Annotated in this window: 23 protein-coding genes; 20 read left to right on the top strand and 3 right to left on the bottom strand. The window is 69.1% G+C overall.

Going from position 1 to position 25,746, the window contains the following annotated elements:
* Positions 1-29: 29 nt before the first annotated feature.
* From QQY24_RS06145 to QQY24_RS06155, 3 genes are all read left to right on the top strand, one after another.
* Complete coding sequence (locus tag QQY24_RS06145) at positions 30-1,346, top strand: His/Gly/Thr/Pro-type tRNA ligase C-terminal domain-containing protein (RefSeq protein WP_301971643.1); 1,317 nt, start codon at positions 30-32, stop codon at positions 1,344-1,346.
* A 67-nt stretch (positions 1,347-1,413) separates the two neighbouring features.
* The gene (locus QQY24_RS06150; RefSeq protein WP_301971644.1) at positions 1,414-2,235 is read left to right on the top strand and encodes a hypothetical protein; all 822 of its coding nucleotides are present in this window, start codon (positions 1,414-1,416) and stop codon (positions 2,233-2,235) included.
* A complete protein-coding gene (locus QQY24_RS06155; RefSeq protein WP_301971645.1) occupies positions 2,232-2,780 on the top strand; it encodes a hypothetical protein in 549 nt (182 codons plus the stop codon). The genes QQY24_RS06150 and QQY24_RS06155 overlap by 4 nt, the downstream gene beginning before the upstream one ends.
* A gap of 48 nt (positions 2,781-2,828) precedes the next feature.
* Here QQY24_RS06155 and QQY24_RS06160 read toward each other — a convergent pair whose 3' ends face one another.
* Positions 2,829-3,077 (bottom strand): acyl carrier protein, encoded by a 249-nt coding sequence (locus QQY24_RS06160; RefSeq protein WP_301971646.1) that lies wholly within the window; start codon positions 3,075-3,077, stop codon positions 2,829-2,831.
* A 261-nt stretch (positions 3,078-3,338) separates the two neighbouring features.
* On the opposite strand from QQY24_RS06160, the gene QQY24_RS06165 reads away from it, so the two are divergent.
* The 10 genes from QQY24_RS06165 (at position 3,339) to QQY24_RS06210 (ending at position 16,224) form a co-directional block, all read left to right on the top strand.
* Positions 3,339-4,100 carry a bifunctional 2-polyprenyl-6-hydroxyphenol methylase/3-demethylubiquinol 3-O-methyltransferase UbiG gene (locus QQY24_RS06165; RefSeq protein ID WP_301971647.1) on the top strand — a complete coding sequence of 254 codons (762 nt, stop codon included), beginning with the start codon at positions 3,339-3,341 and terminating at the stop codon, positions 4,098-4,100.
* Positions 4,101-4,572: 472 nt separating this feature from the next.
* Positions 4,573-5,985 (top strand): condensation domain-containing protein, encoded by a 1,413-nt coding sequence (locus QQY24_RS06170; protein WP_301971648.1) that lies wholly within the window; start codon positions 4,573-4,575, stop codon positions 5,983-5,985.
* A 209-nt stretch (positions 5,986-6,194) separates the two neighbouring features.
* Positions 6,195-8,312 (top strand): peptidase domain-containing ABC transporter, encoded by a 2,118-nt coding sequence (locus tag QQY24_RS06175; protein WP_301971649.1) that lies wholly within the window; start codon positions 6,195-6,197, stop codon positions 8,310-8,312.
* A gap of 76 nt (positions 8,313-8,388) precedes the next feature.
* Entirely contained in the window at positions 8,389-9,909 is a 1,521-nt protein-coding gene (locus QQY24_RS06180) for a class I adenylate-forming enzyme family protein (RefSeq protein WP_301971650.1), read from the top strand.
* Positions 9,906-11,219: a type III PLP-dependent enzyme gene (locus QQY24_RS06185; RefSeq protein ID WP_301971651.1), complete on the top strand. Its 1,314-nt coding sequence runs from the start codon at positions 9,906-9,908 to the stop codon at positions 11,217-11,219. Before QQY24_RS06180 ends, QQY24_RS06185 begins: the two co-directional genes overlap by 4 nt.
* 37 nt (positions 11,220-11,256) lie before the next feature.
* Positions 11,257-12,390, top strand: coding sequence for an acyl-CoA dehydrogenase family protein (locus tag QQY24_RS06190; RefSeq protein ID WP_301971652.1), 1,134 nt, complete (start codon positions 11,257-11,259; stop codon positions 12,388-12,390).
* Positions 12,391-12,434: 44 nt separating this feature from the next.
* On the top strand, positions 12,435-13,625 hold the full coding sequence (locus QQY24_RS06195; protein WP_301971653.1) for a nucleotidyltransferase family protein: 1,191 nt from the start codon (positions 12,435-12,437) through the stop codon (positions 13,623-13,625).
* 822 nt (positions 13,626-14,447) lie between these two features.
* Positions 14,448-14,804 carry a transposase family protein gene (locus QQY24_RS06200; RefSeq protein ID WP_301971654.1) on the top strand — a complete coding sequence of 119 codons (357 nt, stop codon included), beginning with the start codon at positions 14,448-14,450 and terminating at the stop codon, positions 14,802-14,804.
* Positions 14,801-15,529 carry an ISAs1 family transposase gene (locus QQY24_RS06205; RefSeq protein WP_301971655.1) on the top strand — a complete coding sequence of 243 codons (729 nt, stop codon included), beginning with the start codon at positions 14,801-14,803 and terminating at the stop codon, positions 15,527-15,529. The genes QQY24_RS06200 and QQY24_RS06205 overlap by 4 nt, the downstream gene beginning before the upstream one ends.
* Positions 15,475-16,224 carry a transposase family protein gene (locus QQY24_RS06210; RefSeq protein ID WP_301971656.1) on the top strand — a complete coding sequence of 250 codons (750 nt, stop codon included), beginning with the start codon at positions 15,475-15,477 and terminating at the stop codon, positions 16,222-16,224. Before QQY24_RS06205 ends, QQY24_RS06210 begins: the two co-directional genes overlap by 55 nt.
* Before the next feature lie 740 nt (positions 16,225-16,964).
* Here QQY24_RS06210 and QQY24_RS06215 read toward each other — a convergent pair.
* Positions 16,965-18,008, bottom strand: coding sequence for a hypothetical protein (locus QQY24_RS06215; RefSeq protein ID WP_301971657.1), 1,044 nt, complete (start codon positions 18,006-18,008; stop codon positions 16,965-16,967).
* A 411-nt stretch (positions 18,009-18,419) separates the two neighbouring features.
* On the opposite strand from QQY24_RS06215, the gene QQY24_RS06220 reads away from it, so the two are divergent.
* The 5 genes from QQY24_RS06220 (at position 18,420) to QQY24_RS06240 (ending at position 23,007) form a co-directional block, all read left to right on the top strand.
* Positions 18,420-19,637 carry a pitrilysin family protein gene (locus QQY24_RS06220; RefSeq protein ID WP_301971658.1) on the top strand — a complete coding sequence of 406 codons (1,218 nt, stop codon included), beginning with the start codon at positions 18,420-18,422 and terminating at the stop codon, positions 19,635-19,637.
* Positions 19,634-20,413, top strand: a complete 780-nt coding sequence (locus tag QQY24_RS06225) for a hypothetical protein (RefSeq protein WP_301971659.1) — start codon at positions 19,634-19,636, stop codon at positions 20,411-20,413. Before QQY24_RS06220 ends, QQY24_RS06225 begins: the two co-directional genes overlap by 4 nt.
* A gap of 61 nt (positions 20,414-20,474) precedes the next feature.
* Positions 20,475-21,431, top strand: coding sequence for an ABC transporter ATP-binding protein (locus QQY24_RS06230; RefSeq protein WP_301971660.1), 957 nt, complete (start codon positions 20,475-20,477; stop codon positions 21,429-21,431).
* Entirely contained in the window at positions 21,431-22,198 is a 768-nt protein-coding gene (locus tag QQY24_RS06235; protein WP_301971661.1) for an ABC transporter permease, read from the top strand. The genes QQY24_RS06230 and QQY24_RS06235 overlap by 1 nt, the downstream gene beginning before the upstream one ends.
* Before the next feature lie 32 nt (positions 22,199-22,230).
* Positions 22,231-23,007: an ABC transporter permease gene (locus QQY24_RS06240; RefSeq protein WP_301971662.1), complete on the top strand. Its 777-nt coding sequence runs from the start codon at positions 22,231-22,233 to the stop codon at positions 23,005-23,007.
* A gap of 20 nt (positions 23,008-23,027) precedes the next feature.
* Here QQY24_RS06240 and QQY24_RS06245 read toward each other — a convergent pair whose 3' ends face one another.
* Positions 23,028-23,627, bottom strand: coding sequence for a hypothetical protein (locus tag QQY24_RS06245; RefSeq protein WP_301971663.1), 600 nt, complete (start codon positions 23,625-23,627; stop codon positions 23,028-23,030).
* 349 nt (positions 23,628-23,976) lie between these two features.
* On the opposite strand from QQY24_RS06245, the gene QQY24_RS06250 reads away from it, so the two are divergent.
* Complete coding sequence (locus QQY24_RS06250) at positions 23,977-25,236, top strand: nucleotide sugar dehydrogenase (protein ID WP_301971664.1); 1,260 nt, start codon at positions 23,977-23,979, stop codon at positions 25,234-25,236.
* A gap of 203 nt (positions 25,237-25,439) precedes the next feature.
* Positions 25,440-25,595: a hypothetical protein gene (locus QQY24_RS06255; protein WP_301971665.1), complete on the top strand. Its 156-nt coding sequence runs from the start codon at positions 25,440-25,442 to the stop codon at positions 25,593-25,595.
* Positions 25,596-25,746: the final 151 nt, after the last annotated feature.

Here is a 25,746-nt window from a genome sequence, read left to right on the forward strand (position 1 = left end):
AGACATATCCCCACTCAAGGACGGCACTGATGCCCACGCTTCGGGATCGACATACCCTTGGCATATCCGTACGCCACCTTGTGATCACCCCCGACGGTCGGCTGAACACGCGCGACTCGGAAGCGAAGTCCGGCCCCGCACCGGCCGCACTGCCCCGGCACCTCGGCTGGATCGAACACGGGTCCGGCGACGGTCCCCAGTTCGTATGGACCAGCGCCGGATCCACTGCCCTCAACCTCGCCGAGCAGTGGATCCGGCGAGCCAGCACGGACCGCTTGTGGGGGGACGAGGTGGTAACCCCGTCTCTCTACCCTTGGCAGGACGGCTCACCGCTGCAAACGCTGGCCGGCACCTTCGCTGATCGTTTGTATTTCACCGACGGCGCACGACGCCAGGTCCTACGGTGGAACGCGGACCCGGGGCTGTTCTCCGTACTGTCCGGCCGCCATGTGCCCGCCTCCAGGCTCCCGCTTAGGCTCTGGGAAACCTGCCGCTGCTTCCGCCTGAATCAAAGCGGGGAGCGCAAGGGCGTGCGCCGCATGGACGAGTTCACCCTTCATGACCACCACGCCATTTGCAGCGACGAACAGTCGGCGCTGCTGGAGTACGAGCGTTTGGTGATGGCCCAACTCGACTTGATCGGTGACTGGACGGATCAGGCAGAACTGGTTTTCACCCTCACCGAGGATGCCCTCGACGCCCGCACGGACTTCCTGGCCCGCCTGAGCGAGAGGACCGGACGGCCGCTGAATGTGGAGGTGCTCTCCAGGCGACGGCACTACTGGGACATGAAACACAAAATAGTCACTCGTTCCGGTTACTCAACCTTCAACACGCAGTTCGACACGGACAACGCTCGGCGCTTCGGCCTGACCACGGGCAGCGCGCACGGTCCGCGTACCTATCCAGTCGTCCTGCACACGTCGCTGTCCTCGCCCGAGCGGCTGCTGCTGGTCGCCGCGGCACAAGCCTCCGGCAGCACCCCGGCCAGGTTCCCGCTGTGGTTCGCTCCCGTGCAATTGCGGCTCATGCCCGTCAACCACGATTCGGTCGCCGAGGCAGTCGCCCTGGCACGTCGGCTCAGCGCGGCCGGGGTCAGGACTGACGTCGACGACCGCAACCACACCATCAGTTGGAAGGTGCGCAAGGCGGCCGAAGAGTGGACCCACTTCGTCGCCGTCATCGGCCCCCGCGAGGCGGCCGGGGGACCTCTTGCCGTGCGTGACCGGGACGGCACAACGCAGACGTGGCACGAGCGGGAACTGCTGGAGCAGATCACGAAGGAGCACGGTGCGTCCCCTGTGCGCATGGGTGAAGTGCGGTTGTCCCGACGTGCCACTTCCTGATCACCCCTGCCGAGACGCCTCGACTTCCCGATCTTCCGATAACGACCGAGTCTGGTGAGGAATAGACGTGAGCACGCCTGGAAACGGCCTTCCCGCCTTGGCTTACCTGGGGTTGAGCTCGGGCAGCGGCAAAAGTGTCCTGTCTTACGCGACCCTGCGCGCGCTGCACGACCGAGGCGTACGCGCCGCCCCTTTCAAAGCGGTTTCCGTACTGGAGCGGCATGAGGACGAGACGGCGGTGCATCAACACTGCCGGGCCGCCCGGGTCCGGTACCACAGCGACATGAACCCACTCGTTCTCCATCTGACCGACGAGCACACCGGGCTTCTTCGCCTGCACGGCGACCCGCTCGGCACGGTGCGGCGCCTGGGCAGCGACACCGTCTGGCTGCCGGACCTCTCGACGGAGTCCCGCCAGGTGGCCACCACGGAGATCCAGGACGCGGCCCGCCGGGTCGCCCGGTCGTGCGACTTCACCGTCGTCGAGGGATCCGGCGGAGTAGCCGACGTCCCCGAGGATGTGGCCAACACGACGGCGGTGGAGGTCCTCGAAGCCGGAGTGGTGGTCGCCGCGAACGCGCAGCGTACCGGACACGCGGCAGGACTGGCCGGCATCGCCAACGTGCTGGGCCCGCGGATCCGGCTTCTGGGATGCGTACTGACGAACATTCCCGATGCATTCGCCGGCCCGGAGATCCTGCACCCGGTGACCGGCCCGGGCTTCCCGCGCGGCCTGGGCTTCCTGCCACACGTGCGTGCCTGGCAAACGGAGCCGGGATCGGAGGACGCCCTGCGCATCCTAGCGGCACAGGCTGCGGGCGCCGTCGATGCCGTGCTGGCCTCCTGTGCGGACAGCGCCCCGACGATGGATGGAGTCGGTCCGCGATGAGACGCGTCATCGCCTTCGACGGACACGACGCGTGCGGCAAGACGACTCTCGGCCGCGCGGTGGCCGAGGCATTGGGAGCAGCTTTCACCAGCCCCTACCCGCCCGGGAGCGGCGCACGGTTGGTGCGACTGTGGCGGCAGGGCCGGCACTCGGAACTGGCGGAACTGGCCGTCGACCTGCTCCGGGGCTTTGAGGAGGCTCACGCTGAGAATGCGGTGGTGGTCTGTGACCGTCACACTGTGTCCGCCATGGCGTTGCTGCCCGACGCCTATCACGATCGTCTGAAGTTGCCCGATGTGACGGTGGTGTGCTCCGCGGATCTGCCTGATGTCATTGCCCGGGAGGCCGCACGTGGTCAGGCACTGCGTCCGGAGGAACTGCCCGAGCAACGTTTGTTGTTGGAACGCTACCGTCATCTGGCGGAGCGGCACCGCTTGTACACGGCGGACTCGTCGACATGGTCGGTGAGCGAACTGACCGAGCAGGTGCTGCTCCTCCTCGATGCCACATCGGGACGCGCCGCTGCAGGCCGTCAGATCCCATGAGCGGGCGGGGCCGGCCGCTCCACCTTGAGCAGCCGGCCTCGGCCGCGGCTAGACCAAAGCCTTCTTTCCGCTGACCAGCCCCACGATGTCACGCACTGTGGCGAAATGGTCGAAGGACAGCTCCTCGTCCTCGAAGGTGACGTCGAAAACCTCCTCCAGCCGGAGAGTGAGCTCCACGCCGCTGAGCGAGTCGAGGCCGTGGTCGGCGAGCAGGTCACCGTCGTCGAAATCTGCGGGCACTCCGATGAGCTCCTCCACCTGGGCGCGCACGATCGTGCTTATCTCTCGGTTGTCCATGAATTTTCTCCGTTCGAGGATGAGGCGGTACCAAACCCTCCTGGGTGCCGGATGCACTTTCGACCGCCTCGAGTGAAACCGGCCGACTACGCTTCCGGGCGAAGCACCACCTTGATAATGACAGATCCTATTGACTGATTGTGAATCTCGAGTCAAACTTAGTCAACTGAGTAGTCGTTGCACCCTGTCTCACAGAAGGTTCCGACATTGGACACCTCACGGAACGGTCCACTTGACTATGATGTGGACTGGCGATGGAAGATGAACATCGCAGATCACTTCGACTTTCGCGCGGCACAGCAGTGCGTACGCCAGGTCATCGCCCGCCACCCGGAGCCGGTGCGCACGCTCGCCGACATCGGGTGCGGAGACGGCACACGCACTCTCGACCTGCTGCGCGGGCTGGGGCAACAACCCCGACGTGTTCTGTGGGTGGACCCCTCGCGCGTCGCACTGGATTCACTGCGCGCCAACACCACCGACCTGAGTGGGGAGCAGGTCTACTCCCCCAGCCGGATGCAGGAGCTCACTTCGGCGACCGTCGGCCAGTTCGACTGCGTACTCAGTCTTCACAGTCTGTACGGCACGCCGCACGAACTGCACCGGTGCAACGAGCACCTGCTTGACCTGCTGTCACCTGTCGGCATCCTGGTCATCGAACTGTCCAGCAGCGAGTCGCTGCTGCACCGGCTCCAACGCGAGGTTTGGCGTGCCACCCACGGCACCGAACTGCCGACCGGGCGCAGCGGGGAGGTCGCCGACTCGTTGCGCCGCCACGGCGCAGTTTTCAGCGAGACCCGGGTGGTGGAGCGACTGCGAGTACCCCTGTCGGCCCGCGCGAACCACTACGACGAGCTCACCGACCCAGAGCGGGCTTTCCTGGAGTGGTTCAACAAGGGCAAGCCGCTCGACTCCAGCACGGGCGATGCTTTGCTGCACGCGGTACTCAACTCCGCCACCATGGACGAGGACGGCCTCGGCCTGGACTCGGACGTAACCATTCTGGCCTGCCGCAAGCCGTAGCCGCTCCTCCCCTGCCGCCGGCCCTGCTCCTACCTGCTCCATTTGCCTGCCCCAGGAGTTTTTTCTCGCTTTCCATGACTTGTTGAACAGATGAAATCACGTACCCCCTCTCAAGGTGGTGCGCAATTTCGCATATCCGAATCAATAAATTTCGAAGCGGAAAAAAAATCCATCCGGACTTGCGTAGCGGATTACTCCGCTGATAAATTTGGTTTCGCAAGAGGGAAACCCCTCCCCAGTAAAATCAAAGGAGTGATTACCTATGGAGAACAACATGTTCGAGGTCGTCGACATCGAGGCGATCTCCGACGAGGCGCTGGACGACGTTCTGGGTGGCTTCGCGCCCATCGTTCCGGCTCTCAACTGCGGCTGATCCGACGGATCAGGTGTAACTGCAGTACCCGTACGGGCCGCTCTTGCGGCCCGTACGGGCAATGCACCGGGCCACGTTCCCCCCGCCCACCCCTCCTCCGTGCCCCTTTTTGCGGAAGTTGTGAAAGTCGTGAAACCCGCGCGAACGGATACCGACGCATCCACCGACCAGATTCCCGCCCGGTTCTCACTGTCCTTCGCTCAGGAGCAGGAACTGCGGTACCTGCGATCCGGCCGACGGGCGGTGGCCAGTTTGCAGGCATCCTTCCGTATCGACGGCCCGCTGGACGTGATGCACCTGCGTGACGCGCTGCACGCCGTGGTGATCCGTCATGATGCGCTGCGCCTCCGGGTGAGCGAGGCGGAAAAGGAGCCCGAACAGTGGCTGGCACCACCCCCGCCCCCTGAGGGGATACTGACCTGCACCCTGGTCAAAGCACGCTCCGAGGAGCAGTTCGCCGTCTACGCGAGTCGGCTTCGGGCACGTTCCCTCTCGACTCCGTGGCATCTGTCCCGGGAACTTCCCTTCCGGTTCCAGTTGCTCCGCTACACTCCGCAACTTCACGCCCTCCTCGTCGACTTCCCACGGCTGACCAGTGACGGCCAGAGTCGTAAGGTCTTCACACAGGATCTCTGGCGAGCCTACGCAGCCCACAGCGGCGAGCGGCCGGGTGCCGCGCCAGAACCAGTCGGCGATCTGTCACGAACGATCTCTGATCAGCGCACTCGTTCCATCACACGCTCACGCACGGTCAATCGGACCTATTGGGAACGCAAGTTGGCGGTGATCCGGGAACACGAGGGTCACCGGGGTCGGGAGGAATCCTCGAAGTCCGGCGTTTCGGGCGGGCCTGCCGAGCCGCAAACGGTTGCGCTTACGAATAAAATTCAGTTGATGGGCGACCACCTCGCGGATGTGCGGCAACACTGCCGTCAGCACCGGTGTTCACCATTCCAATGGATCGTTTCACGGTTCGCGCATGAAATATTCCGGAGCGAGCGCCGCCGGTACCTGGAAATTTCTGTCCCCATCGACACCCGTGCCCCCCGGGACAGCATTCTCATGGGCAAGTTCGCCATGGCCCTGCCTCTGCTCCTGGAGCGGGCGGACGACCCCGACACGATCCTCCAGCATCTGAAGGCCGAAATCATGCAGACGATGCGTCACCGTCACGTCTCGGACGCCGACATGCGCGCAGCGCGCGCAGGGCTCCCCGCCGACGGCACAGAACGCCGCCGCGGGACCGTGGCTGTACGGTCCGCCCAGTACGACGACGAGGAAGCCTTCCCTGTGACAGGGACCTTGCACGTCACCCGTGCGGCTTTCACGCCGGCGGTCACGTACTTCAGCGATGGCATCGACCTGGCTATCGAGGAATCGCCCGACCGGCTTTCCCTGGTTCTGCACTTCGACTCCCGCCAGTACTCAAAGCGCGACGCCGACACCTTCGCCGCGAACCTCGCCCTCGGCACCCGGTCCTGCCGCGACCACCCCGGCGGGGGGCAACTGTGACATCGACCGACACCGGGCCTGCCGGGGAACCGGCTCCCCGTTCACGTTTTCGCCGCCAGGCTTTGGCAGCCAGAGGAGCCTCCCGCGAGCTGGGCCCGGTCCTGCAGACCGGTCGGCTCCTGCACCGTCCTGCTGGCCCGGCCCCCGGGGAGTCCGTGCCCAGGAGTCGATCCCTCCGTCCCAACTTCACACGCCCAGCGCGCGTTCCCGTGCGCCTGCAGGCCCAGGTCAGTGATTGCGGCGCCGCGTGCCTCGCCATGGTGTTCGCCTTGCACGGGAAGAATGTGCCGCTCGCGGATCTGCGGGCGGCGACTGCCACCGGTCGCGACGGCGTCTCCGCACGCCGTCTGCTGCAGGTGGCACGGACGTACGGTTTCCACGGCCGAGGGCTGCGCGTCCCGCTGCAGCGCATCGCGGATCTGTCGGCCGGCACGATCCTTTTCTGGAACTTCGATCACTTCGTGGTGCTGGAAAGCGTGCGCGGACGCTGGGTGCACCTGGTCGACCCCCAGCACGGGCGCCGCCGTGTGTCACTGGAGACCTTCGGCGAGTCCTTCACCGGCGTCGCTCTGCAGATCGTGCCGCCGCTGCCCGACGTGGCGGGGCGTGCGGCCCGGACACGACGCTCCTCCGTCTCCGACACCCCCTGGCGATACCTGCGCTTGTTCCTGCCCCGTACTCGACGCTGGACGTCGTTCGCACTGTGCTCGCTGCTGCTGCTCGGCTTCAATCTGGCAACCCCGCTGGCCACCAAATACGTGGTGGAGCGGGTTTCACCGGGACGGTCGCTCCAGGGCGCGGGGTACATCGGCTTCGGTCTGCTGATGTTGACCGGGCTGTTCTTCGTCCTGTACACCATACGTTTCCTGTCTTTCCTGTTGATCCAGACCAAGGTGGACGAACGGGTCACTCTCGGCATTCTCGACCGCTTGTTCACGCTGCCGTATGAATTTTTCGCCAGTCGTAGTCCCGGAGATCTGCAGCAACGAATCCGTACCAGTTCCGCAGTTCGGCAGGTTTTGTCGGTGTCCGCGTTCACCAGCGTCTTTGACGGTGTGCTGATCCTGTCGTACATGACCTTGCTCTTGCTGGCCGACCGGTTGCTCGCCTTGCTGGTCATCTCGGTGGCTCTCGCGCAGGTGGCGATTTTGGTGCTGTCCTGGAGGCGGCAGGCCCACGCAAGCGTCGATGCGCTCGAGGCCCAGTCGCGTGCCGAAGCAGAACTCGCGGAACTGCTCGAAGGCATGCCGACGCTGAAGTCGGCCGGTGTCGAGGAGGTGGCGGGACAGCGCTGGAGCCACCTGCTGACCCAGGAGCTCAACACACGACTGCACAGCCGGCGGCAGTTGGCCCTTTCCTCGGGACTCAGCGCCGCGCTGCAAGTGGCCGCCCCCCTGCTCGTCTTGACGGTGGGATCAGTACGCATCTCCCACGGGGAGATGTCCCAAGGCGAGGTACTGGCATTCGGTGTACTCGCGATGGGCCTGCTGGTCCCGCTGTCCAATCTGGTGCAGGTGTGCTTGCAGGTTTCCGGCCTGGGCGCATCGCTCGCCCGCCTCGGCGACATCATGGAAGCGCAGCAGGAACGCACGGGGAACAGGCCTCTGCCGTCCGTCTCGGGCGAACTCGCTGTCGACCAGGTGTCCTTCGCCTACCAGGGGGGGCACCCGGTGCTGCACGAGGTGTCCTTCACAGTGCCGCGCGGGGGATTCACCGTGCTGCTGGGCGCTTCTGGTTCCGGCAAGAGCTCCTGCGCCCTGCTCCTGGCCGGTCTGCACACACCGACTTCGGGACGGGTGCTGGTAGACGGGCACGATCTCGCCACGGTCGACACCATGGCCTACCGCCGTTCCATCTCCTTCGTCACGCAGGACGCCCGGCTTTTCACCGGAACGATCCGGGAGAACATCGCCTGGGGCGCACCCGACGTCACTGAGGAGGCGGTGGTGGAAGCAGCCAAAACCGCTGGCATCCACGCCGACGTGACCGCGATGCCCATGGGGTACGACACTCTTCTCACATCAGGCGGCAGAGGTTTGTCCGGCGGCCAGCGGCAGCGTGTGATTCTCGCTCGTGCTCTCGTGCGCCAGCCTCGTCTGCTCATTCTCGACGAAGCGACCAGCGCCCTTGACCCGATGGCCGAGCAAGCCGTCTTCCAGCGGTTGACAGCCCTGGACTGCACGCTGGTGGTCGTCGCCCACCGCCTGACCGCGGTCCAGGACGCCGACCAGGTGATCGTTCTGGAGCGGGGCCGGGTGGTGCAACAGGGCCGGCACGACGAACTGCTCACCGTGGAAGGTCCCTATCGTGCCCTGGTGAACCAATGATCACGAGGGTGATGGCCATCGCTGCGGTCCGGCCGCAAAGGCCCGCCAGCAGGAGTCTAGGAACTCGAGAGAGGCAATGACCGCATCCACTACGTCCGGCCAGTTCGTCGGCCCTCCCGGTGACCTGGTGTCCCTGCTCGACGCCGCTGCCGCACGACACGGCGGCCGACCGGCTCTGCGCGCCACGGACGCCTCCTTCACCTGGGCAGAGCTGTCCCGCGCCACTCAAGGAACGGCGGACGCGCTCACCGCACTCGGCGCGGCCCCCGGTGTTCGGATCCTGCTGGCTCTTCCGGCCGGCGCGGCCTTCGTCCGCACTCTGTTCGGCGCCCTGCGCACCGGCGCAACAGTCATTCCGACGCACGGTGCGATCAGCGTGTACGAGGCACAGTGGTTGCTCACAGATGCCCGTCCCGCCCTGGTGGTCACCGACCGGGTTGACATCGGGGCGGCAGCCACGGTTGCCGGTATCACCTCGGTGACGTCCGACGAGGTGGCCGGAGCCTGCCCAGTGGGCGCCGCACCCAGGTCCCCCCGCCCGCCCGTCACCCCGGACAGCATCGCGCTGCTGCTCTACACCTCCGGCTCGACCGGGCGCCCCAAAGGCATCGTCTGCCCGCATCGAGCCATGGCCTTCGCCGTGCATGCGATCGTGGGCCGACTGGGTTACGGCTCCCGGGACGTGGTGTGGAACCGCCTGCCGCTGTCCTTCGACTACGGCCTCTACCAAGTATTTCTGTGCGCCGCGGCCGGAGCGGAACTCGTCCTGCCGGCCGCGGAGGCCTCTGCGCGTGAACTCGCGCTGGTGCGTGAGGCCGGGGCAACGGTCGTACCTGTCGTTCCCACTCTGGCCGGACTGCTGAGCAGACTGGCGGCACGGGACCCGCGCCCGACCTCTGTACGCCTGGTCACCAATACCGGTGCTGCACTGGTCGGTGCAGACGCACACCGGCTCCGTACCGCGTTCCCGGGTACCGCGTTGGTGTGCATGTACGGCATGAGCGAATGCAAGCGCATCACTGTCGCCGAACCCGACGAGGACCTGCAGCACCCCGGCACGGTGGGCAGAGCACTGCCGGGCACGCGGCTGTTTGTCGTCGATGATCGAGGGGTCCGGCTCCCCCCAGGCAGGACGGGCGAGATCGTCTCGGCCGGGCCGCACGTCATGGCCGGGTACTGGGAAGCGCCACAAGAAACGGCACGCCGTTTCCGGACGGCGCCGGACGGCTGCGGGAACGCTGTCTTCACCGGGGACCGCGGTTATCTCGACGAGGCTGGGCGCCTGTACTTCGTCGGCCGCGCCGACGACCTCTTCAAGCGCCGGGGATGGCGCGTGAGCACCCAGGAGCTGGAGGCCGCGATGCTGGACGTCCCAGGGGTGAGGGCCTCGGCTGCCGTGCCGCCGGCCGAGGACGGTGTTCTCACCGTCTGGGCAGTTACGAAACGCCCGGCTCGTGAGGTACTACAGGCCCTGGCCGATCGGCTCGGCCCTGCTCGGACCCCTGACCGCTGCCTGGTGGTGGAGTCGCTGCCCCAGACCTCCAACGGCAAGGTGGACAAAGCCGCTCTCCGTGCCTCGCTCAAGGATGTGCCATGAACGTCCCGGCCCCACACCGTTCCCCCGTCCGAACGGGGCCGACGACCGTCGATGACGCGCTGCTGACAGACCTGGCACACCGCTTCGGCACTCCTGCGTACGTCTACGACCTGGCCGCTGTGCGCCATGCCGCGACGGCGCTGGTGGCCGATCTTCCCGTGGGATCGGACCTGCTGTACTCGGTCAAGGCCAACCCCCATCCGCGAGTGGTCGCCGAGCTCGTCTCGCTCGGTCTGGCGTGCGAGATCAGTTCCACCGGCGAACTCCGCGCCGCCCTGGACGCGGGCTGTGCACCGGATCGTCTGCTCTACACGGGGCCGGGCAAGACCCCGGGGGAACTGCGGACCGCAGTGGAATCGGGAGTGACGTTTTTCTCCGTCGAGTCCCCAGGGGACCGTGACCGGCTCGCCGAAGCCTGCGCGGCGACCGGCAGGAACGCCGACTACCTGGTGCGCCTGCACGGGCCGCGTGGCAGCCGGCGCGGTGGGCTGCGCATGACCGGCCGTCCGAGTGCCTTCGGCACGGATGTGACGGCTGTGGACGAATTGTCACAGATGTTCCGGCCCACCGGCCGGATCCGGCCCGTTGGGACCCATACCTTTTCGGCGACCAACCTCGTGACGCCGGACGCCTTGCTGGAGGAACTGCAACAAGCGATCACCGTCACGGCACACGCGGCGAACCGTGCCGGATTCACCCCTCAGACAGTGGACCTGGGCGGCGGCTTCCCCGCCCCGTTCGCCTCCCCGGGCCCGTTGCCCCGCCACCCACTGCTGGCATCGGGTCTCACAGTCACCCTGGACCAGCATGTTCCCGGCTGGCGGGAAGGGCGGCCCCGCCTCCTCTTCGAATCGGGTCGCTATCTGACAGCCACCGCAGGCACTCTGCTGACCACCGTCATCGACGTCAAACGGTCGGGAGGCCGAACCTTCGTGGTCGTGGACGCGGGCGTCAACGCACTGGGCGGCATGTCGGGACTGGGCCGGCTCAGGGCTCCGGCCGCCCAGTTGCGGCCACTGGGTCCGGCCGGCACCACGCCCGCCCCTGTCGAGCCGGCCACCGACGAGGCGGTGACCGTGGTGGGCCCCCTGTGCACGCCCCTCGACGTGCTCAGCACTTCAGCCGCGCTGAACGGCGTTCAATCGGGGCAGCTACTGGCCGTACCCAACACCGGCGCCTACGGCCTCACCGCCAGCCTCCTCGGCTTTCTCAGCCACCCCGCCCCCACCGAAATCGTGCTGGACGACGGTCACCTGGTGTCGGCCCGCCGCCTGGAAATGTGCCCCAGAGAGACGAGTTTCGATGTCTGACAGCCACCCCCCCGACAGCGCCACCCGACTGGCCCAGGTGGTGGACGCGCTCGCCCAGCACGCGGCCGAAGTGGACCGTGAGGCGGCCTTCCCCGTGAAGAGCCTGGAAGTGCTGCGCCGCACCGGTTATCTCGGTTACCTGGTGCCGGAAGCCTATGGTGGCATGGGGGGTGACCTGGCCGGACTGGTGACGACTGCCCAAGCGATGGCGGGCGGCTGCCTGTCGACGGCGATGATCTGGGCAATGCACTGCCAGCAGGTCGATGCCCTGGTACGGCACGGCACCCCACGGCTGCGGGCCGAGGTCCTGCCCCGCGTCGCTGCAGGCGACGTCTATCTGGCGTCCGTCACCACGCAGGCCGCTACCGGTGGTGACCTGCTTACCGCGGACGAAGCGCTGCTGGACAGCGACTCCGCGGGTGAAACGGTTCTACTGGACCGCACCGCCCCCGTGGTCACCGGCGGGGCCCACGCCGAGGGTTTCCTCATCACGATGAGAGCCTCCGAGGACGCCGCCGAGCATGCCGTGTCCCTGGTCTACGCCGACCGGGCGGATCTGGAGGTCGTCTCCACCGGCCGGTGGAACCCACTGGGAATGCGGGGTACTCACAGCGGGCCACTGCACCTGCGCGGGCCGGTACGCCGTGATGACGTTCTCGGGACACCGGGTCGCTTCCGTGCCATAGCAGCCGACAGCACGGTACCCGTGGGACACATCGCCTGGAGTGCCTGCTGGCTCGGTGCGGCACGCACGGTCTTCTCCGGTCTCCTGCGCCACATCAGCAGGGATCCACGTCAAGACACCTCCTCCCCCCTACTGCGCGAACGCCTGGCGCGGGTACGACTGGACCTGGAGCTCGTCAGTGCCTGCCTCGGCACGGTCCGGCAGGAGATCGAAACCATCCGCGCGTCCGGTGGTTCTCCGGACTCGCCGGCCGTGCGCATCCACCTCAACACCCTCAAACTCGCCGCATCCGAGCTCTCGTTCACCGCCGTGGACCGAATGATGCAACTGGCCGGCCTGTCCCTGGGCTACAGCGCCGATTCCCCGCTCCCGCTGGAACGGGCCTTCCGGGACCTACGCTCGGCCGCGCTGAACTACTCCAATGACCGTCTGTGGACCGCAAACGGCGCGTTGACCCTCTTGGACCGTTCGGTCCGCCTGTTGTGACGTCCCGAACCACCAGCCGATATCCGCATGACCAGGGAGAGAACATGACCACACCCTCTGTGGTGCGCCCGGACTCCTCATCGCAGCCACTGGAGCAGCCGATGCCTCCCGGCGCGGACCCCGATGTCTGGAACGTGCTGGTGATGGTGGCACAACTTCAGGGTTGCGACCACAAACCCGACGAACGGGCCGATCTGCTCACCCGTCCCGGCTTCGACCACGGACGCCTTGTGGAGCAGGCCATGCGACACAAGCTCATCGCGGCTCTGGCCGACTTCGTCACCCGGCACGGACTGCAGGAGGCCGTTCCCGCCCGGTTGCGCTATCCGCTGCTGACCTTCCTGCACGCCAATCAGCACCGGTCCACAGTGCTCACGAAGGAAGCCCTACGGGTATCCAGTGCCCTGGAACAGGCCGGGATCCGGGCGGCGTGGACCAAAGGCGTAGTGGCCCGTTGGTCCTTGTACGGTGGTAGTGACGCCCGCGTCTTCAATGACATCGACCTCATGATCGCGCCCGAGGACCGCTCCGCGCTGCAAACGGCACTGATTGAGATCGGATACGTGCCCGACAGCCGCTGGGACCATGCCACCGGGAGCCTGGTTCCCCGTTCCCGCGGCGAACTGCGCGTGTACCAGCTCTCACCCGACCACCTGCCTCACTTCCATTTGCCGGGACCCGACGCCCTGGTGCCCTTCATAGCCCTCGATGTGGCCAACAGCCTCACCTGGCACAGCAGTGACTGGCAGGTACCGATGGATGAGGTGCTGGATGCCAGACGTGTGCTGCCCATCGACGACGACCGTCACCTTCCCGCACTGTCCGCGGAACACGCCTTCCTCTTCACCTGCCTGCATCTCTTCCGCGAGGGGTGGCTGGACCGGTTCACCCGCGACAGTGGCCTTGCCCTGTCCCAGTTCGCCGAGGTCCTCAGGGAGTGGAGCCGTATGCCGGTTCCGGACCGGGAAGCGGTCAGAGCGACCATCACCGCACACGGCCTGGCCAAGCCGATCGCCTGGGTGACAGGGCACACCGACGCGCTGTTCACCAGCCGCATCACCGAGGGCCTCGGCCTCGTCGACCACGCCGACGAGGCATGGCTGTCCTCCGCGATGCGCGCCGACGGCCGCCCCTTGCGCTGGTCGGGCGACATGTGTGCCTATCTGCGGAGCTCGGTGACCGCGCGGGACACTGGCGGGGCCGGTCGCTCGCGTCCTTCCTCGCGGGAAGGATGACGACCGGCACCTCACGGCATGGGCGTCGGACGGTGTCCCGTAACTGCTGGTCATGGGTGACAGCGACGCCCCCCGTCACCCGCTCGACCACCACGCCGACCCGTCCCGGGGTCCACAGGTCGGCCCCAAAACCATGGGCCCGGGCCTCCCGCTCCAACACGGTCCGGACCGTCTCGACCTGGGCGTCACCCAACGGGGGCGGACCACGGGTGGCCGCACGACGACGCAGAGCCCAAGCACCACCCTTCTCCCGCACTCGCCGCCACCACCGCACGCTCTCGGCACAGACCCCCACCGCCCGCGCGATCTCCGCATTCGAGGCGCCCCCCTCAAACAACTCGACCGCCCGCACACGACGCGCCTCCGCCAACTGCGGCCGCGGCAAAGGAGGAAAAAGGAGGAATAGGGGAACCAGCCACAGAGGACGAAGATCGATAAGCCCCCCGACGCTCTCCCTCCCACCAGGCCACCACGCCTACCGAACTTACGAAAAGATCAATAGGGCCAGCTCAGGATACGGAATCTGACCGGAACGCTATGGGTGGCCACCGGCAGCCCCATGCGCACCCCCCAGGGCTCCGGCAAAGTCGCTGGCAGCCCTGTGACGTGGGGTTTTTCGGGTGAGTGAGGTGCGCGGGCGCGTTCGGGTCCGGTTGGATGGAGGTTCCCACGCCTCCTGTCCGACCAGGGAACAACGCCCGCGCCATGCCATCGTCCCGCATCTGTGCACCTGTTCGCACGTCCGTCCCGGATCACGAGCTCCTTGTTGATCTGCTCGGCCGGATGCCCGATCCGCGTCGGCGGCGCGGGGTCCGTCATCCGGTGGGCGCTCTGATCGCGGTCGCGGTGTGCGCGGTCATGGCCGGGGCACGCGGTTTCACGGCTGTCGGGGAGTGGGCCCGGGACGCGGGGGCGGTGGCCATGGCGCGGCTGGGTCTGGAGCGGGGTTCGGTGGACGAGTCGACGCTGCGTCGCCTGTTCGCGCGACTGGACGCGGACCGTCTCGATGCCGTCCTGGGGGCCTGGGCCGCGACGCGGACCGCGCTGGTCGCGGGCCGGCGGGTGATCGCGATCGACGGCAAGACCGTGAGGGGCGCACGCAGTGGTGGTGTCTGGGCCCCGCACCTGGTCGCCGCGCTCGCGCACGGGTCGGGGCGGTACTCGGCCAGGTGGCCGTGAGCGAGAAGAGCAACGAGATCCCTGCGGCCCGGGAGCTGCTGGAGATCCTCGATCTGGGCGGAGCGGTGGTCACGATGGACGCGCTGCACACCCAGCACGACACCGCGACGCTGGTGATCGGGGCCCGCGCCGATTACGTCTTGACGGTGAAGACCAACCAGAAGTCGTTGTACGCGCAGCTCAAGGCGCTGCCCTGGGCCCGGGTACCCGCCGCCACCAGGACGGGGCGCGGGCACGGGCGCCGCGCCACCCGCACGATCGAGGTCGCCGATGTTCCCGCCCGGATCACCTTCACCGGGGCCGCGCAAGTCGCGCAGCTGCGGCGCACCGTCACCAGGAAGGGCAGGCGGACGGTCGAGATCGTCTACCTGATCACCAGCGCGGACGCCCGCACCGCACCCCCGGAAGTCCTGGCCACACGGGTGCAGTCACACTGGGAGATCGAGGACCGCCTGCACTGGGTCCGCGACGTCACCTTCGACGAGGACCGCTCCCAGGTCCGCACCGGCAACGCACCCCGCGTCATGGCCGGCCTCCGCAACACCGCGATCACTGAGGTTTTTCAGAGTGGCCAGTGGATGGGTAACGGGGCCGGTGCCCGCAGCACACAAGACTCCCGTGCCGTTGAGGGAGGTGTTCGACGTCTCAACTCATCAGCGTGGGAGCCTCGTTGGTTCCCTATCCTGCCGCACTCGACCTGCCTCACGCTCTGGTCGAGTGGGTGACCATGCTCATCGTCACCCGTGAGGGTGGCCGCCGCTGCAAACTCGCGCCGCACCGGCGTGCTCTCGTCGCTCTGGCCTACCTCCGGCGGCACGACACGCTCGCGCAGATCGCCGCGGGCTTCGGCATATCCGTCGGCACCACCCACGCCCACGTCACCAGCGTCGTGCGGCACCTGGCGGACAAGGCGCCAGGACTGCGGAAGGTGCTGCGGGAGACGGATCCCGACCACGTCCTCGTAGACGGCACCCCGGCCGAGTGCGACCGGGTCGGCGACGGACGGGCCGACCACTCGTCCAAGCACAAGCGGCACGGTGTGAACGTGCAGGTCGTCACCGATCCCGCCGGCGAGGTCCTGCGGTTCTCACCGACATTGCCGGGCCGGACCCACGACCTGACGGCCGCCCGCACCCACAAGATCATCCGGATCTGCGAACGCCAGGGCGTCCCAGTCCTCGCCGACATGGCCTACACCGGTGCCGGAGACCGGGCCACCACCGCGAAGCGCCGCCCGCCCAACGGCGAACCCACCCCCACCGGGCGAACGGTCAACCGGGCCCCGTCCGCCGCCCGGGCACCCGTCGAACGCGGAGTCGCCCGCCTGAAGTCCTGGCGGATCTTCCGCAGAGCCCGCCGCAGCCCCCACCGCCTGACCGTCATCGCCAAAGCCGTCCTCACCCTGGAGAGACAACGCTGAAAACGCTCGCCGATTCGGTCATCGAAAAGATCACCACCAGCCGGTGAAGCCCCGGCCGCCGTTGCCCGCGGAACGAATCGGCCGTGACCGCGGAAACGGCCGGACCCCGGCATAGCGGGGTCGGATGCACTTCACCCCGGTCAAGCCACTCGTCGGCGGTCCCTGCCGACACGCCCTTCACCTCGCGGCCGTCTCCGCGCGTCCGAACGGGGTCACGGCCGCCGCGCCGGAACGGGGCGTGCGGCGCCTCCGGCGTTCCGGCCGTGCAGGAGCGCCCATGTCGCAGGCGGTCGCTGCACCGCGGGCGCGACCGTCGACGCCGCCCCGAAAGCCGGCCGCACCGCCCGGCTCCCACGGACCGGGGCCGCCGCGCACCGCTGGAAACCCGACAGCGGCACGAGCAAGGACACGTCCTCGCGGCGCGAGCACCGAGTGTCCGACGCCCCGGGGGAACTCCACGGATCGACCGGCCCCCGCACCGTACGCCCCGGACCCCGGGGCGCCGTTGAGGGACCGGCTCGCCCCGGTGATCCTGCGCTTCGGCTGGGGAAGGTGCCCAGCCGGCGTCTCCGTCAACGATGAAGCGGGCCACCGTGCGACGGCTTCGCGCAGCTCGGCTTCCCGGACGGAGGAACGGCCGATCCGCGTCCTCTGTTCCCGGACGGGACCCCGTGGGAAACCCTACGGGTGTCGCGCGGTCCAGGTCGGTGGAACCGGAACGGACGGACCGCCCGGTGCCGTCATTCGGGAAGGACCGCCGTGGGATAGCGGTCGAGCGCGGCCTGCACCGAGGCGGCCGGCACGGAGAGCGAGTCGACCATCAGGTAACCGCCGACCGGGCACCGTACGACGGTGACGTTCGGGTCCTCTTCCACCACGGTGTGTTCGCTGCGCAGGGCGGCGCCGAGGGGGAAGCCGTAGAAGACGCGCGCCAGGTCGCCGTCCCCGGCGTCCGCGCCCCTCCGGCGGGACAGTTCCCGTTCGGCGTCGGCGGTGAGGTCCTCCGCCAGGCGCACGGACGCCGGTGAGGCGAGGGCGGGCACGGCGTTCACCCGCCGGGCCGTATCCCGCACCTCCGGGGCCAGCAGCCACCGCACGGCCGCGTGCCGCAGTTCCGGCACGTCCTCCTCCGTCAACGCGGCGAGGAGGACCGCCGCGTCCACCACGTCCCGGCCGCGCAGCGGCTGCTGGAAGAGTTCCTCGGCGATGAGCAGAACATGCGCTGCAACCGGATTGTCCGGTACGCCGGCCCGTAGAGGAACGGTTGCCGAGTCGCCGACGAAGGCGGCCGTCAGAAACTCCACCGCGTACACGTGGTCGAGGTCCGATTCCGGGGACGGCCAGTTCAGGGCGACCCCCCAGTGCCGCCGACCACCGCTCACGATCATGCTCACCCGGGCCTCGTCCACGGGCCGGGCCGCAGCGATGGCGGCCACGGCCGACCACAGTTCGTCCTCGTCCGGCATCAGCAGATCGACGTCCCTGCTGCTGCGCAGCACGTCCGTCGGGTAGTGGGCCTGCACGGCGGCGCCCTTGAGGACTTCGGCCCGGCCGGCCCCCCGCGCCAGGGCGGTGATCCGGTCGTGCTCCCGCTGCCGTGCCCGCTCGATGCCGAGCATCGCCTCGCCGAGCTCGCCCAGCCGGTGCCCCTCGGCCGCGGCGAGCGAGCACACGGTGCCGGCCAGCCGGTGCTCGCGCCGGGCGGCCTTCTCCAGCACGAGACCCAACCGGACGTCCGCGGCCACGCCGATGACCTCGCGGACGGTCCGCAGCGACAACTCCATGTACACCTCACCAAAGAGACGGGGCGAAAGGGCACGCACCCGGTGAACTCCGTTCCGCGCTGCCCCGGGCCGACGAATTCCGGGCATCGTAGCCCGGCGGCGCGAGCGTTCCGGAGCGGTATGCGGATTACGGAAAACCCGGGGTTCGGGGCCCGGGGATTTCGAGGAGGGGGTGCGGACCGGGGTGCGGATTACGGAAAGACCCGTTGCTCCTCCCGAAAGAGCGACCTACAGTCCTGATCGTCCCTCACCTCCAATCGAAGGAGAAACCACGATGAATCACTCCTCCCTCCTGCGTCCGCGCCTCGACAAGGTGAAGCCGCAGAGCCGTTGATGACGGCCTGACCCGGAATGCCGCCGCCTGTGCGCGGCGGCATTCCCTTGTCTGGACTTATTGGAAAGGCGTGTTTCGTGTACGAGTTCAAGACGATTGACGGGCCGGTGCCGGTCCTCGCGCTCATCGACGAAAGGCTGAGCACGACGACCGTCTGCCTGGCCTCCAAGTACGGCTCGCGCGACGATCCCCCGGGGGAATGCGGCCTCGCCCACGTACTGGAACACGTCCTGATGTCGGCTCCCGTGGGAGCCGTCCCCTCGTTCAGTGAACACGTGGAGCGGCTCGGGGGCCACGCCAATGCGGAGACCGGTCTGGACCGGATGCTGTTCTACGCACAGGTGCACGCCGACGACGCCGGGGAAATCACCGGCCTGCTGCACCACGCGGTTCTCCGGCCCCGCTGGGACCAGGAGACCCTGTCGAGGGAGAAGCCGGCCGTCCTCCAGGAGCTGTCGGCGGCCGCCGCCGATCCCAGTGACGTCGTCCAGGACGCCTTCCTGGCGCACGTCTTCCCGGACCATCCCCTCGGGCGGCCGGTGGGCGGCCTCCGTGAGGACGTCGAGCGGTTCGACGTGGGATCGCTGGCCGAGGGGCACGCGCGACGGTTGCTGACCGCCCCCTTGTCGCTCATCGTGGTCGGTCCCTCCGTGCCGGCCTCCGCCGATCCCGTGACCGCCGGCATCGACCCGCGGACGCTGACGCGCCTGGGCACCGCCACCCGCGATCCGCACGCGCTGCCCGCGCTGCCCGCGCCGGAAGGGGCGCGCTGGCCGGACACGTTCGCCTGGGTCTGCGTCGGTGCCCGGTCGGTGGGCAACCACGACCCGCGCCGGCCGCACTTCAACGTCCTGGCGCAGTTGCTCGGTTCCAGCCCGTCGTCCGTGCTCTACCGCCGTCTGCGCGGCGAAGCCGGTCTCGCCTACGCCTTCCAGTCGTGGAACCGCGGATACGGGGAGACGGGGGCCTGGCGCGTGCTGGCCGGCGTGGAACCCGGCAACGGGGAAGCGGCCATCGACGTGATCCGCACGGCGCTCGAGGAGATCGCCGCGGAGGGGCCCGGGCCGGACGACCTGGCCGCGGCGCGGCGGCAGGCGCAGATGCGCATCCTCACCTCCGTCGACACCCCACTGGAGTGCGCCCGTTTCCTCGCGATGCGCAGCGGCGGTCCGGCCGGCTGGTCGCCGGCGGCGGAGGTCGACGCGCTCGCCGGGGTGAACGCCGGTGATCTGCGTGAAGCCGCCCGGCACGTGCTGCGCGGCCTGCGTGCCGTGGTCCGGCCGGAGGCACGGTGAGCGCCGTACAGGAGTACCTCCGGCAGGCGGCGGACGCCGGCCTCGTCGGCGAGGCCACGGGGCTGTGCTTCGTCGCCGACCGGTACGACGACCCGTTCACGGGGCGCAAGCAGGTGCTGGTCGAGTACTGCGACCCGCGGCTTCCCGCGTCCGCCGACGCCCTGGAGGCACTGGTGCGTGCGCTGCACGGCCGCGGCCCCGCGGCGGACGCGGTGCTGCTGCGGGTCGTGGGCGATCGGCGACTGCCACCGCCGTGGCGACCGCGGCTGACCTACGTGCGTCATCGGCGCCGGTCCCGGCCCGCGCCGGCTGCCGGGGGCGGTCCGGCCGTACGACCGGCGACCTCGGCCGACGACGCCCGGGTGCACGACTGGCTGGTCCAGGCGTTCCGCAACGCCTACCCCGGCCAGGACGTCGACCCGCACCACGCCGGCGTCGCGGACATCATGGCCAGCCCTGGCCGGCGCTCGTTCATCGCCGAGGTCGACGGCGTGCCGGTGGGACACGGCACGGTCCTGGTGGACGAGCGGGACGCGGTCACCGGTGAGGAGTTCGCGGAACTCGTGGACACCCTCGTGGACGACCCGCGGCACCGGCGGGCGGCGACCGCAGCGCTCGTCGCCGCCATCGCGGAGGCCACCGGGGGGCGCGCCCTGTGCGGGCACGTGGTGCACCCCTACGAACCCCAAGGCGCGCGGCACGCCGAAGGAGTGCTGCGCGCTCTGACATCGGGTGACTGGTCCGTCGACCACTGCTTCTGGGAGAGGCCGTGGTGAGGCGGGCGCAACACGATCCGATCCCCCGGCGTGCCCGCGGGCGCGCACCTGGCAGGAGGCCATGATGGACGCCATCGTGATCGAGGACGTCAGCCGGACGTACACCGACCGGCGCGGTCGCGGGAACCGGGAGGTGACGGCCCTCACCGGGGTCAGCCTGCGCGTCCCGGCCGGCGAGGTGCACGGACTGCTCGGTCCCAACGGGGCGGGCAAGACGACCCTGTGCCGCATCCTCACCACCACCCTGGAGCCCACCACGGGGCAGGCGTGGGTGCTGGGGCGGCACGTGACGCACGACTCGCGGGCCGTCCGGCGCAGCATCGGACTGGTCTTCGGTGGCGAGCGCGGGCTGTACGGGCGACTCAGCGCGCGGGAGAACCTGTGGTTCTGGGGCGCCATGTACGGCCTGCGGCGCGCCCGGCTGCGGGCCCGTGCCGAGGAAATGCTGTCCCGGGTGGGTCTGGCGGACCGCGCGGACGCCCGGGTCGACACGCTGTCCCGCGGCATGAAACAGCGGTTGCACCTGGCCCGGGGCCTCGTCGGCGACCCCCGGGTGCTGATCCTGGACGAACCCACCGTGGGCATGGACCCGGTGGCGGCCCTCGATTTCCGCACGCTCCTCGGCGAGTTGAAGGAGGAGGGCCGCACCGTCCTGCTGACCACGCACGACATGGCCGAGGCCGAGGCGGTGTGCGACCGGGTCTCCCTCATCGACCGCGGACGGCTGATGATGACCGAGGACACCGACGCCGTCGGCCGGCTGCTGTCCCGTTACGAACGCGTCGTGGCCGACGACGTGCCGGGGGAACTCATTCCGCGCATCAGGGCACTTGAGGGCGTCGTCGCCGTACAGCACGACGAGGGGCACCTCAGGGTGGAGACGGAACGGCCCTCGGCCACCTCGTGCGTGCTGGGGGTGCTGGCGGAGGGCGGAGTCCACCGGGTGAGCACGGCGCGACCGGGGCTGGAGGAGGTCTACCTCCACCTGGTGGGCCGGCGGGGGATGGCGGTGACCTGATGCGCCTCTTCCTGGCCGCGCTGCGCCTCCAGCTGCGGTTGGCGCCGGGTTCACCGGGCACGCTGCAGGTGTGGGTCACGGCCCCCTTGTTCACCGCGGTCTTCCTGTCCACGGCCGAGTACGCGGGTCGCCACGATCTGAGTGCCTACGCCGTCGTCGCGCCGACCCTGATGGGACAGTGGTCGCTGGCTCTGGGCGTCGCCGGAGAAGTGATCACCGAGGAACGCAGTCAGGGGACCCTGGAGGCGGTGATCGCCACACCGGGCCGGCTGTCGGTGGTGGTGCTGGCCCGGATCTTCGCCGTCAGTCTGCTCGGCGTCACGGCCATGGCCGAGGCGTGGCTGGTCGCGGGTCTCGGTTTCGGCCGCTGGATCGCCGTCCCCCATCCCGTCGTGCTCGTCCTCGCACTGCTGGCGAACGCCCTGGCCATGGCCGGCACCGCCAGCATCCTGTCGTCCCTGTTCGTCCTGATGCCCTCCGCGCGCATCGTGCAGAACACGCTCACCTACCCCCTGTACCTGCTCAGCGGCGTCCTGGTGCCGCTGTCGACCCTGCCCTTGTGGGTCCGGCCCGTGGGGCACGCGGTGTTCCTGAGCTGGAGCGCCGGCCTGCTGCGGTCCGCGCTGAGCGCCGGGGCCGTGGCGCACCCGTCCGCGCGTGTCGCCGTCGTCGCTGCCCTCGGAGTGTCCGGCCACGCGGTCGGGGCCCTGCTGTTGTCCCGGGTTCTGCGCCGCGTGCGCAGGCTCGGCACCGTCAACCACACCTGAGAGTCGACGTGAATCCGTCTCCGGTCCATCTCGTGCGGTACGGCTTCCTCAACGCCGTAGCCGACTTCAAGGCCACGTACACCTGGAAGAGCTGGCTGTTCGGCTGGCTGGGCCGCATGCTGGCCCAGGTGGTCTTCTTCACCGGTCTGGGCGGGGTGCTCGGCCAGCCCGGTGGCGTCCGCTTCCTGGCGCTCGGCAACGCGCTGATGACCTGCGTGGTCGACACCATGGCCGTGGTGGCGACGACCAGTGGTGAACGCCGTGCCGGCACGCTGTCGCTCCTGGTGGCCAGCCCGGCCGACCCGTTCTGGGTGTTCGCCGGGCGCAGTCTGCACTGGCCGGTCAGCGGGACCGCCACCGCGCTGGTGGCCCTGTTGGGCCTGGGACCCCTCTTCGGCGTCACCTGGCACCCGTCACAGATCCCGCCGGTCGTGCTGCTGACCGCCCTGACGGCGCTGGGCACGTACTGCGTGGGCCTGTTCCTCGCCGCCGTGGTGGTCAGCGTGCCGCGCCTGCGCAACGTCGTCTCCAATTGCGCGTACCTCGCGATGATGGCCTTCTGCGGCGTCCAGGTACCGGTCGGTTTCTGGCCGTCGGGACTGGAGGCCCTGGCTCGGGCGGTGCCGCTGACCCACACGCTGCACGCCCTGAGGGCGGTCGCCGACGGCCGCCCGGCCGCCGACGTGCTGCATCCCGCACTGCTCGCGCTGCTGGCCGGCGCGAGCTGGCTGGGGGCCGCAGCGCTCGCCCTGCACTGGCTGGTCGCGGTGCCCGCCCGCCGGGCGGGCACCCTCGACCTCAGCCGGTGACGCCGTGTCACCCGCCTCGTTCAGCGCGGGCGCCGGACAGGGGTGCAGCCGCACGGCCCGTCCGCCGCGGGGCGCTGCTCCCGCAGACACGCGGCGAGCACGGTGGTCGCCTCGTCGACGAGGGTGAAGTACCGCGCGGACATGCCGGGCGCCGGTTCCAGGCCGAGGTCGAGCACCGGGTGGGCGCGCCCGGTACGCCCGCAGGTCAGGTCGCAGGTGCTCAGGGTCACCCGGAGGTGCGGGGATATGTTCCCGACCGCTGCGAGCACCGCCCGGCACAGGGCGGCACGGACGGCCGCGTACTCCCGCGGGCCGCGCGGCAGGACACCGACGCGGCGCCAGGCCGGCGCCAGGTCCCGGCCGGAGTAGTCGTGGCCCTGACAGCTGTCGTAGGTGACGATCCGCCAGTCACCGCCGGTGAGCGTGTCGACCAGCGGCCACACGCCCTCCTCGATGGCGGCGCGCCACTGGGGGTGCCCGGGATCCACGTCGTCGGCCTCGTGGATGCCCGGCCGACCGGCCGTGTTGATGTTCCCCTCCGCGCTGCTGAGCAGCCGTGCCGTGCGGCGCGGCGCGCCGGGCCTGTTCCACCGGGCCAGGAATTCCCCGACGTCGGGCATGACGTTCGGGGAACGAGGCGTGCGGCGCAGCGTGCGGCACGGGTGGGGCGGCAGGCCGCCCCACCCGGTGATCTCTTCCCGGGCAGTCGACAAAGGAGCCTCCGGACACTGGATCGGTGATGATCGGGGGAACCCCATCAGAAATACCGTGAATACGGCCCGTCTTCCACACCGCACTGCCCTGTTGTACGCATTCACGCAGCGCTCCGGACCGGCTCTGAAATCCCTCCGTTCGGATATCCGCAATTTTTTGGCCCCGGGACACGGGCCTGCGCCATGCTGCAAGCACCCGCCGTGTCCGCGGCGGATTGCCGGATCCTCGTCCTCCGTGCCGGAAGGAGCCCTGGCCGTGGCCGGACAGTACGACCTTGCAGTTGTGGGACTCGGTTACGCCGGACTGCCGCTGGTGGTCGCGGCCGCCCGCAGCGGCATGCGGGTCGCCGGTTTCGACCTCGACACCGCACGCGTGGCCGCACTGGCCCGCGGCAGCAGTTACGTGGACGACGTCCCGGACGAGGAGATCACGAAGGCGCTGGCCGCCGGGTTCACTCCCACGACCGACCCACGGGTCCTGGCCGAAGCACGGGCGATCACCATCTGCGTGCCGACACCGCTGCGCGACGGCCTCCCCGACCTGCGTGCCGTCGTGGACTCCACCGAACTGATCGCGCCCCGACTGCGCCCGGGAGCCCTGGTGGTACTGGAGTCCACCACCTACCCGGGCACCACGACCGACCTGCTGCTGCCGATCCTCGCCCGGGCGGGCGGGAAGGTCGGCGAGGACTTCCTGCTGGCCTTCTCCCCGGAGCGGGTCGATCCGGGCAACCCCGCGTTCGGGCTGCACAACACGCCGAAGGTGGTGGGCGGCGTCACCGACCGCTGCACCGCCGCCGCCACCGCCCTGTACCAGCGCCTGGTGCAGAAGGTGGTGCCGGTGAGCACCCCGGCGGCGGCCGAACTCACGAAGCTGCTGGAGAACACCTACCGGCAGGTCAACATCGCCCTCGCCAACGAATTCGCGGTGCACTGCCATCGCCTGGGGGTGGACGTCTGGGAGGTCGTGGCCGCCGCCGGCACCAAGCCGTTCGGCTTCCAGTCCTTTCGTCCCGGTCCCGGAGTGGGCGGCCACTGCATCCCCGTGGACCCCGGCTACCTGGCGTTCAGCGGCCGGGCGACCGGGCTGCCGCTGCGCCTGACGGAAGTGGCGCAGGAGATCAACGACCGGATGCCGACGTACGTCGTCGACCGGGTGACCCGCCTGCTCAACGACCGGGCACGCAGCGTGCGCGGCACACGGATCCTGCTGCTGGGGGCGACCTACAAGCCCGACATCGCCGACGGTCGCGGCTCGCCGGCCGTACCCGTGGCCGAACTGCTGCTCGCACTCGGCGCGGACGTGCGCTTCCACGACCCGTACGTGCGGACCCTGCGGCTGGGCGCACGGCGGCTGACGGCCGCCCCCTCACTACGGGAAGCGGTCCGCGACGCCGAACTCACGGTGCTGCTGCAGCCCCACGCCCACTACGACCTGCCCGCCCTGGCGGACAGCGCACGCCTGCTGTTCGACACCAGCGGCCGCGCCGTCGGGGAACGGGTGGTCCACCTCTGATCCGTTCCGGCGCCACCGCGCATTCCCCGGTCGGCCCGCGCCCGCAAGGAACGACGCGGTCGGCCCTTCGGCCTGTCCGGAACAAGCGGTGCGGAATTCGGAAATCATCGCCACGGAATTCCATTGATTCCCGCACGGCCGCGCTGATAATTTTTTCGACAGGGAAACGAATGATTCCCGCCGACAAAAGAAAGAGGTACACCATGCCCGAGAAGAACGAGATTTCCTTCGATGCCTTCGTCGACGCCGTCAAGTCCTACGACTTGGAGTCGGTGAGCGCCAAGGACACGGCCCACTCGTCGGCGGTGTCCGTGAAGCCGTGGGAACACGTCGCCGAGCAGACCGGCGAAGCCGTCTGACGCGTTCCACCGCACCGGCGGGCGGCCCGGCTCCGGCCGGCCGCCCGTCGGCCCCGGGCGCGTCGGGACCGCCCCGGTCCGACCCGATCCCGGCGGAACCCCCTCGTCCACGGCCGCCGAACAGGCAGGTGGCTCCGCATCCGACCGTCCG

Origin of the sequence: Streptomyces sp. TG1A-8 (assembly GCF_030499535.1) — a bacterium.
In the GTDB taxonomy this organism is placed as follows: Bacteria; Actinomycetota; Actinomycetes; order Streptomycetales; family Streptomycetaceae; genus Streptomyces.